Annotated in this window: 9 protein-coding genes and 1 pseudogene; 9 read left to right on the forward strand and 1 reads right to left on the reverse strand. The window is 52.1% G+C overall.

The window, feature by feature from the left end:
- The 9 genes from GA0061070_RS23155 to rpoC all read left to right on the forward strand — a co-directional run.
- The coding region (locus tag GA0061070_RS23155; RefSeq protein ID WP_090138778.1) for an EF-Tu C-terminal domain-related protein at positions 1-419 on the forward strand (419 nt) is incomplete at its 5' end.
- A gap of 228 nt (positions 420-647) precedes the next feature.
- A complete protein-coding gene (gene secE / locus GA0061070_RS23165; RefSeq protein WP_090138782.1) occupies positions 648-1,031 on the forward strand; it encodes a preprotein translocase subunit SecE in 384 nt (127 codons plus the stop codon).
- Position 1,032: 1 nt separating this feature from the next.
- Positions 1,033-1,578, forward strand: coding sequence for a transcription termination/antitermination protein NusG (gene nusG, locus GA0061070_RS23170; RefSeq protein WP_006816549.1), 546 nt, complete (start codon positions 1,033-1,035; stop codon positions 1,576-1,578).
- 140 nt (positions 1,579-1,718) lie between these two features.
- Positions 1,719-2,147, forward strand: coding sequence for a 50S ribosomal protein L11 (gene rplK, locus GA0061070_RS23175; protein WP_090138784.1), 429 nt, complete (start codon positions 1,719-1,721; stop codon positions 2,145-2,147).
- 3 nt (positions 2,148-2,150) lie between these two features.
- Positions 2,151-2,855 (forward strand): 50S ribosomal protein L1, encoded by a 705-nt coding sequence (gene rplA, locus GA0061070_RS23180; RefSeq protein ID WP_074922721.1) that lies wholly within the window; start codon positions 2,151-2,153, stop codon positions 2,853-2,855.
- A gap of 297 nt (positions 2,856-3,152) precedes the next feature.
- Positions 3,153-3,650: a 50S ribosomal protein L10 gene (gene rplJ, locus GA0061070_RS23190; RefSeq protein ID WP_035890288.1), complete on the forward strand. Its 498-nt coding sequence runs from the start codon at positions 3,153-3,155 to the stop codon at positions 3,648-3,650.
- Between the two features lie 66 nt (positions 3,651-3,716).
- Entirely contained in the window at positions 3,717-4,085 is a 369-nt protein-coding gene (gene rplL, locus GA0061070_RS23195) for a 50S ribosomal protein L7/L12 (RefSeq protein ID WP_035890291.1), read from the forward strand.
- Positions 4,086-4,407: 322 nt separating this feature from the next.
- Complete coding sequence (gene rpoB / locus GA0061070_RS23200) at positions 4,408-8,436, forward strand: DNA-directed RNA polymerase subunit beta (protein WP_090138786.1); 4,029 nt, start codon at positions 4,408-4,410, stop codon at positions 8,434-8,436.
- Between the two features lie 76 nt (positions 8,437-8,512).
- Positions 8,513-12,736, forward strand: a complete 4,224-nt coding sequence (gene rpoC / locus GA0061070_RS23205) for a DNA-directed RNA polymerase subunit beta' (RefSeq protein WP_090138788.1) — start codon at positions 8,513-8,515, stop codon at positions 12,734-12,736.
- 41 nt (positions 12,737-12,777) lie between these two features.
- On the opposite strand, the pseudogene GA0061070_RS24980 reads toward rpoC, so the two are convergent.
- A pseudogene (locus GA0061070_RS24980) lies at positions 12,778-12,915 on the reverse strand (IS4 family transposase); the annotation flags it as partial.
- Positions 12,916-13,271 lie beyond the last annotated feature (356 nt).

Genomic DNA, 13,271 nt, shown 5'->3' on the forward strand with positions numbered 1-13,271 from the left:
GTACTGGCGTTGAAATGTTCCGCAAACTGCTGGACGAAGGCCGTGCCGGTGAGAACGTAGGTGTTCTGCTGCGTGGTATCAAACGTGAAGAAATCGAACGTGGTCAGGTACTGGCTAAGCCGGGTTCCATCAAGCCGCACACCAAATTCGAATCTGAAGTTTATATCCTGTCCAAAGACGAAGGCGGCCGTCACACTCCGTTCTTCAAAGGCTACCGTCCGCAGTTCTACTTCCGTACAACTGACGTGACTGGCACCATCGAACTGCCGGAAGGCGTAGAGATGGTAATGCCGGGCGACAACATCAAAATGGTTGTTACCCTGATTCACCCGATTGCGATGGACGATGGTCTGCGTTTCGCAATCCGTGAAGGCGGCCGTACCGTTGGCGCGGGCGTTGTAGCAAAAGTTCTCAGCTAATCGCTGATAACATTTGACGCAATGCGCAAGAAAAGGGCATCATTTGATGCCCTTTTTGTACGCTTTCGAACCAGAACCTGGCTCATCAGTGATTTTTTTTGTCATAATCATTGCTGAGACAGGCTCTGTTGAGGGCGTTAGTCCGAATCTCGCCAGAGCATTTCGGTTTGGTTGCCTCGCTAATGCGGGGCAAAAATGTTTGTCTGAATTCTTGTGACAGGTTGGTTTATGAGTGCGAATACCGAAGCTCAAGGGAGCGGGCGCGGCCTGGAAGCGATGAAGTGGGTTGTTGTTGCAGTACTGCTGCTCGTGGCTATCGTTGGCAACTATCTTTATCGTGACATGATGCTGCCACTCCGCGCGCTGGCAGTTGTTATTTTGATTGCTGCAGCAGGTGGTGTCGCGCTGTTGACGACGAAGGGTAAAGCGGCTGTTGCCTTTGCCCGTGAAGCGAGAACCGAAGTACGTAAAGTGATTTGGCCTACTCGTCAGGAAACGTTGCACACCACATTGATCGTGGCTGCGGTAACCGCAGTCATGTCACTGATCCTGTGGGGACTAGATGGTATTCTGGTTCGCCTGGTTTCCTTTATCACTGGCCTGAGGTTCTGAGATGTCTGAAGCTCCTAAAAAGCGCTGGTACGTCGTTCAGGCGTTTTCCGGTTTTGAAGGCCGCGTAGCAACATCGCTGCGTGAGCATATCAAATTACACAACATGGAAGAGTTGTTTGGCGAAGTTATGGTTCCAACCGAAGAAGTGGTTGAAATCCGTGGCGGCCAACGTCGCAAAAGTGAACGTAAATTCTTCCCGGGCTACGTGCTTGTCCAGATGGTAATGAATGATGCCAGCTGGCACCTGGTACGCAGCGTTCCGCGCGTTATGGGCTTCATCGGTGGTACGTCCGATCGTCCCGCACCGATTAGCGATAAAGAAGTCGATGCGATTATGAACCGCCTTCAGCAGGTGGGTGATAAGCCGCGTCCGAAAACGCTGTTTGAACCGGGCGAAATGGTCCGCGTTAGCGACGGTCCGTTCGCTGACTTTAACGGCGTGGTTGAAGAAGTGGACTACGAGAAATCCCGTCTGAAAGTTTCCGTTTCTATCTTTGGTCGTGCGACCCCAGTAGAGCTGGATTTCAGCCAGGTAGAAAAAGCTTAATTCTTCGGCTATCAAACGTTGCACGAGGCGCGAAATTGACATACAATTTCGCGCCTTTCGTTTTTACGGGCGATATGCGCGTGAAACATATTTAACACGGGAAGCCTTTCGAGGCGCTATACCCAAACGAGGAAATTTCAATGGCTAAGAAAGTCCAGGCCTACGTCAAGCTGCAGGTTTCAGCTGGCATGGCAAACCCGAGCCCGCCAGTCGGTCCGGCTCTGGGTCAGCAGGGTGTTAACATCATGGAATTCTGTAAAGCGTTCAACGCCAAAACAGAATCCCTGGAAAAAGGTCTGCCAATTCCGGTAGTTATTACCGTTTACGCTGACCGTTCCTTCACTTTCGTTACCAAAACGCCTCCGGCAGCAGTTCTGCTGAAGAAAGCGGCTGGTATCAAGTCTGGTTCCGGCAAGCCGAACAAAGACAAAGTGGGCACAATCTCCCGCGCTCAGCTGCAGGAAATTGCTCAGACTAAAGCCGCGGACATGACCGGTGCTGACATTGAAGCGATGACTCGCTCAATCGAAGGTACTGCGCGTTCCATGGGCCTGGTAGTGGAGGATTAAGAAATGGCTAAACTGACCAAGCGCATGCGCGTGATCCGTGACAAAGTTGATGCGACCAAACAGTACGACATCAACGAAGCCATTGCTCTGCTGAAAGAGCTGGCCACTGCTAAATTCGTAGAAAGCGTAGACGTTGCCGTTAATCTCGGTATCGACGCGCGTAAATCTGACCAGAACGTACGTGGTGCAACTGTACTGCCGCACGGTACTGGCCGTTCAGTTCGCGTTGCCGTATTTACCCAGGGCCCGAACGCTGAAGCTGCTAAAGCGGCTGGCGCAGAGCTGGTAGGTATGGAAGATCTGGCTGACCAGATCAAAAAAGGCGAAATGAACTTTGACGTTGTTATTGCTTCTCCGGATGCAATGCGCGTTGTTGGCCAGTTGGGCCAGGTTCTGGGTCCGCGTGGCCTGATGCCGAACCCGAAAGTTGGTACTGTAACTCCGAACGTTGCTGAAGCAGTTAAAAACGCTAAAGCTGGCCAGATTCGTTACCGTAACGACAAAAACGGCATCATCCATACCACCATCGGTAAAGTGAACTTTGACGCTGATAAACTGAAAGAAAACCTGGAAGCCCTGCTGGTTGCGCTGAAAAAAGCAAAACCGTCTCAGGCGAAAGGCGTGTACATCAAGAAAATTAGCATCTCCACTACCATGGGTGCTGGTGTTGCGGTAGACCAGGCTGGTCTGAGCGCAGTGGCGAACTAAGATTCGCCTTTACGTGGGTGGTGAATTTGTCTACAATCTTACCCCCACGATTTGTTAGCGTAAGCTAGCAAGAAAAGATTTGTTCGTTGGAGCCTGGCCTATCCAGGCCTCCGTCGAAGACCGCAGGTGTTTCGTAAGAAGCTTAATTCCCTGCGTAGACGGTGACAGAACCTAAAGATTATTTTTAAAGTACTCTTTGGCTTGTTTCTGCTCACCGTATTAAGACGCTCTTTTCTTTGAGAAGAGTGAAGTGAGTTCCAGGGCATGAGCCCTGGCAAACATCCAGGAGCAAAGCTAATGGCTTTAAATCTTCAAGACAAACAAGCGATTGTTGCTGAAGTCAGCGAAGTAGCCAAAGGCGCGCTGTCTGCGGTTGTTGCGGATTCCCGTGGCGTGACCGTAGATAAAATGACCGAACTGCGTAAAGCAGGTCGCGAAGCTGGCGTTTACATGCGTGTTGTTCGTAACACCCTGCTGCGCCGTGCTGTTGAAGGTACCTCTTTTGAGTGCCTGAAAGACGCGTTTGTTGGTCCGACCCTGATTGCATACTCTATGGAACACCCGGGCGCTGCTGCTCGTCTGTTCAAAGAGTTCGCGAAAGCGAATGCAAAATTTGAGGTCAAAGCCGCTGCCTTTGAAGGTGAGTTGATCCCGGCGTCCCAGATCGATCGCCTGGCAACCCTGCCGACCTACGAAGAAGCAATTGCACGCCTGATGGCAACCATGAAAGAAGCCTCTGCTGGCAAACTGGTTCGTACTCTGGCTGCTGTACGCGATGCGAAAGAAGCTGCTTAATCGCAGTTTTCTTTATAAAGCATTTGCTTACGTATAAACTTATTCTGATATTCAGGAACAATTTAAATGTCTATCACTAAAGATCAAATCATTGAAGCAGTTGCCGCTATGTCCGTAATGGACGTTGTAGAACTGATTTCTGCAATGGAAGAAAAATTCGGTGTTTCCGCTGCTGCTGCTGTAGCTGTTGCTGCTGGCCCGGCTGCTGAAGCTGCTGAAGAGAAAACTGAATTCGACGTTATTCTGAAAGCCGCTGGCGCTAACAAAGTTGCTGTTATCAAAGCAGTACGTGGCGCAACTGGCCTGGGTCTGAAAGAAGCTAAAGACCTGGTAGAATCTGCTCCGGCCGCTCTGAAAGAAGGCGTGAGCAAAGATGACGCTGAAGCTCTGAAAAAATCTCTGGAAGAAGCTGGCGCTGAAGTTGAAGTTAAATAAGCCAACCCTTCCGGTTGCAGCCTGAGTAATCAGGCTGATGGCTGGTGACTTTTTGGTCACCAGCCTTTTTGCGCTGTAGAAGGTACCGGTAGCGTTTCACACTGTTTGACTACCAGTAGCCTTTACAATGCTTGTTTCTATCGACGACTTAATATACTGCGACAGGAGCTCGCTTCTGTGTAAATCGCAATGAAATGATTTAAGCGTGATAGCAACAAGCATTGCGGGAAGTGCTCCACTTTCCGGTCAAAAAAATAGTGCTGCATAAACTGTCCTTTCGACGGGCAGAGTGGGTCGACTTGTCAGCGAGCTGAGGAACCCTATGGTTTACTCCTATACCGAGAAAAAACGTATTCGTAAGGATTTTGGTAAACGTCCACAAGTTCTGGATGTTCCATATCTCCTTTCTATCCAGCTTGACTCGTTCCAGAAGTTTATCGAGCAAGATCCTGAAGGGCAATACGGTCTGGAAGCGGCATTCCGCTCCGTGTTCCCGATTAAGAGCTACAGCGGCCATTCGGAACTGCAATACGTCAGCTACCGTCTTGGCGAACCTGTTTTTGACGTTAAAGAGTGCCAGATCCGTGGCGTAACGTATTCCGCGCCACTGCGCGTAAAACTGCGTCTGGTGATCTACGAGCGCGAAGCGCCGGAAGGCACTGTCAAAGACATTAAAGAACAAGAAGTCTACATGGGCGAAATTCCGCTCATGACCGACAACGGTACCTTTGTTATCAACGGTACTGAGCGTGTTATCGTTTCTCAGCTCCACCGTAGCCCGGGCGTCTTCTTTGACAGCGATAAGGGTAAAACTCACTCATCTGGTAAGGTGCTTTATAACGCACGTATTATTCCTTACCGTGGGTCCTGGCTGGACTTTGAATTCGATCCGAAAGACAACCTGTTCGTTCGTATCGACCGTCGTCGTAAGCTGCCAGCTACCATTATCCTGCGCGCGCTGAACTACACCACTGAGCAGATCCTTGACCTGTTCTTTGAAAAAGTGGTCTTTGAGATCCGCGACAACAAGCTGCAAATGGAACTGGTGCCGGAACGTCTGCGTGGCGAAACCGCTTCCTTCGACATCGAAGCGAACGGCAAAATGTATGTTGAGAAAGGCCGCCGTATTACCGCGCGCCATATCCGTCAACTGGAAAAAGACGAGATTCAACATATCGAAGTTCCGGTTGAGTACATCGCGGGTAAAGTGGCGTCTAAAGACTATATCGACGAATCCACTGGCGAACTGATTTGCCCGGCGAACATGGAACTGTCGCTCGATCTGCTGGCGAAGCTGAGCCAGGCGGGCCACAAACGTATCGAAACGCTGTTCACCAACGATCTGGACCACGGTCCGTACATCTCTGAGACTGTACGCGTCGACCCGACCAACGATCGACTGAGCGCGCTGGTAGAGATCTACCGTATGATGCGTCCAGGTGAACCGCCGACTCGTGAAGCGGCTGAAAGCCTGTTCGAGAACCTGTTCTTCTCTGAAGACCGCTACGATTTGTCTGCGGTTGGTCGTATGAAGTTCAACCGTTCTCTGCTGCGCGACACCATCGAAGGTTCCGGTATCCTGAGCAAAGAAGACATCATCGAAGTGATGAAAAAGCTCATCGGTATCCGTAACGGTATTGGTGAAGTGGATGATATTGACCACCTCGGCAACCGTCGTATCCGTTCTGTTGGCGAAATGGCGGAAAACCAGTTCCGCGTTGGCCTGGTGCGTGTCGAGCGTGCGGTGAAAGAGCGTCTGTCTCTGGGCGATCTGGATACCCTGATGCCGCAGGATATGATCAACGCCAAGCCGATCTCCGCAGCCGTGAAAGAGTTCTTCGGTTCCAGCCAGCTGTCGCAGTTTATGGACCAGAACAACCCGCTGTCCGAGATTACGCATAAACGTCGTATCTCTGCACTTGGCCCAGGCGGTCTGACCCGTGAGCGTGCAGGCTTCGAAGTTCGAGACGTTCACCCGACCCATTACGGTCGCGTATGTCCTATCGAAACGCCTGAAGGTCCGAACATCGGTCTGATCAACTCCCTGTCCGTGTATGCACAGACTAACGAATATGGCTTCCTCGAAACGCCGTACCGTAAAGTCACTGACGGCGTGGTAACCGACGAGATCCATTACCTTTCTGCAATTGAAGAAGGTAACTATGTCATCGCTCAGGCGAACACCAACCTGACGGAAGAAGGTCGTTTTGTAGACGATCTGGTGACCTGCCGCAGCAAAGGCGAATCCAGCCTCTTCAGCGCAGACCAGGTTGACTATATGGACGTTTCCACCCAGCAGGTGGTTTCCGTCGGTGCATCCCTGATTCCATTCCTGGAACACGATGACGCCAACCGTGCATTGATGGGTGCGAACATGCAACGTCAGGCGGTTCCGACTCTGCGTGCTGATAAGCCGCTGGTTGGTACCGGTATGGAACGTGCTGTTGCTGTCGACTCCGGTGTAACCGCAGTGGCGAAACGTGGCGGTACCGTTCAGTACGTGGATGCTTCCCGTATCGTTATCAAAGTTAACGAAGACGAGATGTACCCGGGTGAAGCAGGTATCGACATCTATAACCTGACCAAATATACCCGTTCTAACCAGAACACCTGCATCAACCAGATGCCGTGTGTTTACCTGGGTGAACCAATTGAGCGCGGCGACGTGCTGGCAGACGGCCCGTCCACCGACCTTGGTGAACTGGCACTCGGCCAGAACATGCGCGTAGCGTTCATGCCGTGGAACGGTTACAACTTCGAAGACTCCATCCTTGTCTCCGAACGCGTTGTTCAGGAAGATCGCTTTACAACGATCCACATTCAGGAACTGGCGTGTGTGTCCCGTGACACCAAGCTGGGGCCGGAAGAGATCACTGCCGACATCCCGAACGTGGGTGAAGCAGCGCTCTCCAAACTGGATGAATCCGGTATCGTTTACATCGGTGCGGAAGTGACCGGTGGCGACATTCTGGTCGGTAAAGTAACGCCAAAAGGCGAAACTCAGCTGACGCCAGAAGAGAAACTGCTGCGCGCGATCTTCGGCGAAAAAGCGTCTGATGTTAAAGACTCTTCTCTGCGTGTGCCGAACGGTGTTTCCGGTACTGTTATCGACGTTCAGGTCTTTACCCGCGATGGCGTGGAAAAAGACAAACGTGCGCTGGAAATCGAAGAGATGCAGCTGAAGCAGGCGAAGAAAGATCTGTCTGAAGAACTGCAGATCCTCGAAGCTGGCCTGTTTAGCCGTATCCATACCGTGCTGGTTTCCGGCGGCGTTGAAGCTGAGAAGCTCGACAAACTGCCACGCGACCGCTGGCTGGAACTCGGCCTGACCGACGAAGCGAAACAAAATCAGCTGGAGCAACTGGCTGAGCAGTACGACGAACTGAAACACGAGTTCGAGAAAAAACTCGAAGCGAAACGCCGTAAAATCACTCAGGGCGACGATCTGGCACCGGGCGTGCTGAAGATTGTTAAGGTTTATCTGGCTGTTAAACGTCAGATCCAGCCTGGTGATAAAATGGCAGGTCGTCACGGTAACAAAGGTGTTATTTCTAAGATCAACCCGATCGAAGATATGCCTTACGATGAAAACGGCACGCCGGTAGATATCGTACTGAACCCGCTGGGCGTACCGTCTCGTATGAACATCGGTCAGATCCTTGAAACCCACCTGGGGATGGCTGCGAAAGGTATCGGCGACAAGATTAACGCCATGCTGAAACAGCAGCAGGAAGTCGCGAAACTGCGCGAATTCATCCAGCGTGCATACGATCTGGGCGCTGACGTTCGTCAGAAAGTTGACCTGAATACCTTCAGTGATGAAGAAGTTCTGCGTCTGGCTGAAAACCTGCGCAAAGGCATGCCGATCGCAACGCCGGTATTCGACGGTGCGAAAGAGTCCGAAATCAAGGAACTGTTACAGCTGGGTGGCCTGCCGACTTCCGGTCAGATCACGCTGTTCGACGGTCGTACCGGTGAGCAATTCGAGCGCCAGGTTACCGTCGGCTACATGTACATGCTGAAACTGAACCACCTGGTTGATGACAAGATGCATGCGCGTTCCACCGGTTCTTATAGCCTGGTTACTCAGCAGCCGCTGGGTGGTAAGGCACAGTTCGGTGGTCAGCGCTTCGGTGAGATGGAAGTATGGGCACTGGAAGCTTATGGTGCCGCTTACACCCTGCAAGAAATGCTTACCGTTAAGTCTGATGACGTCAATGGTCGTACCAAGATGTATAAAAACATCGTGGACGGCAACCATCAGATGGAACCAGGTATGCCGGAATCCTTCAACGTATTGTTGAAAGAGATCCGTTCTCTGGGTATCAACATCGAACTGGAAGACGAGTAATTCTCGCTCAAACAGGTCACCGCTGCCGGGGTAATACCCGGTAGCGGAATGTGCTAACTCCGACGGGAGCCAATCCGTGAAAGACTTATTAAAGTTTCTGAAAGCGCAAACTAAAACCGAAGAGTTTGATGCGATCAAAATTGCTCTGGCTTCGCCAGACATGATCCGTTCCTGGTCTTTCGGTGAAGTGAAAAAGCCGGAAACCATTAACTACCGTACGTTCAAGCCTGAGCGTGACGGTCTTTTCTGCGCCCGTATCTTTGGGCCAGTAAAAGACTACGAGTGCCTGTGCGGTAAGTACAAGCGCCTGAAACATCGTGGTGTGATCTGTGAGAAGTGCGGCGTTGAAGTGACCCAGACTAAAGTGCGCCGTGAGCGTATGGGCCACATCGAGCTGGCGTCACCAACCGCGCACATCTGGTTCCTGAAATCCCTGCCGTCCCGTATCGGCCTGCTGCTGGATATGCCGCTGCGCGATATCGAACGTGTTCTGTACTTCGAATCTTATGTGGTTATCGAAGGCGGTATGACCAATCTGGAACGTAACCAGATCCTGACCGAAGAACAGTATCTGGACGCGCTGGAAGAGTTCGGTGACGAATTCGACGCAAAAATGGGTGCCGAAGCTATCCAGGCTCTGCTGAAAAGCATGGATCTGGAGCAAGAGTGCGAACAACTGCGCGAAGAGCTGAACGAAACTAACTCCGAAACCAAACGTAAGAAGCTGACTAAACGTATCAAGCTGCTGGAAGCCTTCGTACAGTCTGGTAACAAACCGGAATGGATGATTCTGACCGTTCTGCCAGTGCTGCCGCCGGATCTGCGTCCGCTGGTTCCGCTGGATGGTGGTCGTTTCGCTACGTCGGATCTGAACGATCTGTACCGTCGCGTGATCAACCGTAACAACCGTCTGAAACGTCTGCTGGATCTGGCGGCGCCGGACATCATCGTACGCAACGAAAAACGTATGCTGCAGGAAGCGGTTGACGCCCTGCTGGATAACGGCCGTCGCGGTCGTGCGATCACCGGTTCCAACAAACGTCCGCTGAAATCTTTGGCCGATATGATCAAAGGTAAACAGGGCCGTTTCCGTCAGAACCTGCTCGGTAAACGTGTTGACTACTCTGGTCGTTCTGTAATCACCGTAGGTCCATACCTGCGTCTGCATCAGTGCGGTCTGCCGAAGAAAATGGCACTGGAGCTGTTCAAACCGTTCATCTACGGCAAGCTGGAACTGCGTGGCCTCGCCACCACCATCAAAGCCGCGAAGAAAATGGTTGAGCGTGAAGAAGCTGTCGTTTGGGATATCCTGGACGAAGTTATCCGCGAACACCCGGTACTGCTGAACCGTGCACCAACCCTGCACCGTCTGGGTATCCAGGCGTTTGAACCGGTACTGATCGAAGGTAAAGCTATCCAGCTGCACCCGCTGGTTTGTGCGGCATATAACGCCGACTTCGATGGTGACCAGATGGCTGTTCACGTACCGCTGACGCTGGAAGCCCAGTTGGAAGCGCGTGCGCTGATGATGTCTACCAACAACATCCTGTCTCCAGCGAACGGTGAGCCGATCATCGTTCCTTCTCAGGACGTTGTACTGGGTCTGTACTACATGACCCGTGACTGTGTTAACGCCAAAGGCGAAGGCATGGTGCTGACTGGCCCGAAAGAAGCTGAGCGTATTTACCGCGCTGGCCTGGCCTCTCTGCATGCGCGCGTTAAAGTGCGTATCACCGAATACGAAAAAGATGCAAACGGCGAATTCGTGGCGATTACCAGCCTGAAAGACACGACCGTTGGCCGTGCCATTCTGTGGATGATCGTACCGAAAGGTCTGCCTTTCTCCATCGTCAACCAGGCGCTGGGCAAGAAAGCGATCTCCAAAATGCTGAACACCTGTTACCGCATTCTGGGTCTGAAGCCGACCGTTATCTTCGCTGACCAGACGATGTACACCGGCTTTGCTTATGCAGCGCGTTCAGGTGCATCTGTTGGTATTGATGACATGGTCATCCCAGAGAAGAAACACGAGATCATCTCTGAAGCAGAAGCCGAAGTTGCTGAGATCCAGGAACAGTTCCAGTCTGGTCTGGTAACCGCTGGCGAACGCTACAACAAAGTTATCGATATCTGGGCTGCGGCGAACGATCGTGTATCCAAAGCGATGATGGACAACCTGCAAACTGAAACCGTGATTAACCGTGACGGCGTCGAAGAGCAGCAGGTTTCCTTCAACAGCATCTACATGATGGCCGACTCCGGTGCGCGTGGTTCTGCAGCACAGATTCGTCAGCTTGCTGGTATGCGTGGTCTGATGGCGAAGCCAGATGGCTCCATCATCGAAACGCCGATCACCGCGAACTTCCGTGAAGGTCTGAACGTACTCCAGTACTTCATCTCCACGCACGGTGCGCGTAAAGGTCTGGCGGATACCGCACTGAAAACAGCGAACTCCGGTTATCTGACGCGTCGTCTGGTTGACGTTGCGCAGGATCTGGTTGTGACCGAAGACGATTGTGGCACCCTCGAAGGTATCACCATGACTCCGGTTATCGAAGGTGGTGATGTTAAAGAGCCACTGCGTGATCGCGTACTGGGTCGTGTAACTGCGGAAGATATTCTGAAGCCGGGTACTGCAGACATTCTGGTTCCACGCAACACGTTGCTGCACGAACAGTGGTGTGACCTGCTGGAAGCGAACTCTGTTGACTCAGTGAAAGTACGTTCCGTTGTATCTTGTGACACCGACTTCGGTGTATGTGCGCACTGCTACGGTCGTGACCTGGCGCGTGGCCACATCATCAACAAAGGTGAAGCAATCGGCGTTATCGCGGCACAGTCCATCGGTGAGCCGGGTACACAGCTGACGATGCGTACATTCCACATCGGTGGTGCGGCATCTCGTGCGGCTGCTGAATCCAGCATCCAGGTGAAAAACAAAGGTAGCATCAAGCTAAGCAACGCGAAGTCTGTTGTTAACTCCGCAGGCAAGCTGGTTGTGACCTCTCGTAACACCGAGCTGAAGCTGATCGACGAATTCGGTCGTACCAAAGAGAGCTATAAAGTGCCTTACGGTGCGGTCATGGCGAAGGGTGATGGCGAACAGGTTGCTGGCGGTGAAACCGTTGCAAACTGGGATCCACACACCATGCCGGTTATCACCGAAGTTAGTGGTTTCATCCGCTTCACTGACATGATCGACGGCCAGACCATTACTCGTCAGACCGACGAGCTGACAGGTCTGTCTTCTCTGGTGGTTCTGGATTCCGCTGAACGTACTGCCGGTGGTAAAGATCTGCGTCCTGCACTGAAAATCGTTGATGCTCAGGGTAACGACGTTCTGATCCCTGGTACCGATATGCCTGCGCAGTACTTCCTGCCAGGTAAAGCGATTGTACAGTTGGAAGATGGCGTACAAATCAGCTCTGGTGATACCCTGGCGCGTATTCCTCAGGAATCCGGCGGTACCAAGGACATCACCGGTGGTCTGCCGCGCGTTGCGGATCTGTTCGAAGCACGTCGTCCGAAAGAACCGGCAATTCTGGCTGAAATCAGCGGTATCATTTCCTTCGGTAAAGAAACCAAAGGTAAACGCCGTCTGGTGATCACGCCGGTTGACGGTAGCGATCCGTACGAAGAGATGATTCCGAAATGGCGTCAGCTCAACGTGTTTGAAGGTGAACGCGTAGAACGTGGTGACGTGGTTTCCGACGGTCCGGAAGCGCCGCACGACATTCTGCGTCTGCGTGGCGTTCACGCGGTAACCCGTTATATCGTGAACGAAGTGCAGGACGTTTATCGTCTTCAGGGCGTTAAGATCAACGATAAGCACATCGAAGTTATCGTTCGTCAGATGCTGCGTAAAGCCACCATCGTTAACGCAGGAAGCTCCGACTTCCTGGAAGGTGAGCAGGTTGAATACTCTCGCGTTAAGATCGCCAACCGCGATCTGGAAGCGAACGGCAAAATCAGTGCAACTTATGCACGTGATCTGCTGGGTATCACCAAAGCGTCTCTGGCAACCGAGTCCTTCATCTCCGCGGCATCGTTCCAGGAGACGACTCGTGTGCTTACCGAAGCAGCCGTTGCGGGCAAACGCGACGAACTGCGCGGTCTGAAAGAGAACGTCATCGTGGGTCGTCTGATCCCGGCCGGTACCGGTTATGCGTACCACCAGGATCGTATGCGCCGTCGCGCCGCTGGCGAACTGCCGGCAGCACCGCAGGTCACTGCGGAAGATGCGACTGCGAGCCTGGCAGAACTGCTGAACGCAGGTCTGGGTGGTTCAGATAACGAGTAATCGTTACGCCTAATAAAAAAACCGCTTCGGCGTAACACCGTTCACTTAAGATGTTTTGAGTGAACGGTGTACTGGGTTTTTGAGATTCGAACGGTCCTCTTTTTGGGCCGTTTTCTCTTTTCCGGCAGGATAAATTGTTTCACATTCTCCCGCATTTTCTTCAGCTTCCCCGGGGTTGTTCAACACCAGATTAGCTCATTGCATATTCTGGCCCAACGTGAACACCAATTCTGGCGGAACGTGAACGCAGTTTCTGGTTTTACGTGAACGCGTATTCCGGCGGAAAATACCCCGATTTTGCACCATGCCCAGAATCCCTGTTCATTTTGCCAGAATCGGTGTTCACACGACCGGAATTGCCGTTCACATCGCCAGAACCATTCTTAACGCATTGATTTTTGATGCTATATCTATCCCTTTCATTCCAGGGAGTGATATATGCCAAACAAGAGAATCGCAATGCGTAAAATCCATGAAATTTTAAGGCTGCGTTTTGAAGTCGGCCTGTCCTTCCGCCAGATAAGTCAGTGCGCTG

The sequence above is a fragment of the Kosakonia oryziphila genome (assembly GCF_900094795.1).
In the GTDB taxonomy this organism is placed as follows: Bacteria; Pseudomonadota; Gammaproteobacteria; order Enterobacterales; family Enterobacteriaceae; genus Kosakonia; species Kosakonia oryziphila.

Coding starts and splice junctions, on each gene's coding strand:
- rplA (WP_074922721.1), top strand. CDS start 2,151: ATGGCTAAACTGACCAAGCGCATGCGCGTGATCCGTGACAAAGTTGAT.
- rplJ (WP_035890288.1), top strand. CDS start 3,153: ATGGCTTTAAATCTTCAAGACAAACAAGCGATTGTTGCTGAAGTCAGC.
- rplK (WP_090138784.1), top strand. CDS start 1,719: ATGGCTAAGAAAGTCCAGGCCTACGTCAAGCTGCAGGTTTCAGCTGGC.
- rpoB (WP_090138786.1), top strand. CDS start 4,408: ATGGTTTACTCCTATACCGAGAAAAAACGTATTCGTAAGGATTTTGGT.
- rplL (WP_035890291.1), top strand. CDS start 3,717: ATGTCTATCACTAAAGATCAAATCATTGAAGCAGTTGCCGCTATGTCC.
- nusG (WP_006816549.1), top strand. CDS start 1,033: ATGTCTGAAGCTCCTAAAAAGCGCTGGTACGTCGTTCAGGCGTTTTCC.
- secE (WP_090138782.1), top strand. CDS start 648: ATGAGTGCGAATACCGAAGCTCAAGGGAGCGGGCGCGGCCTGGAAGCG.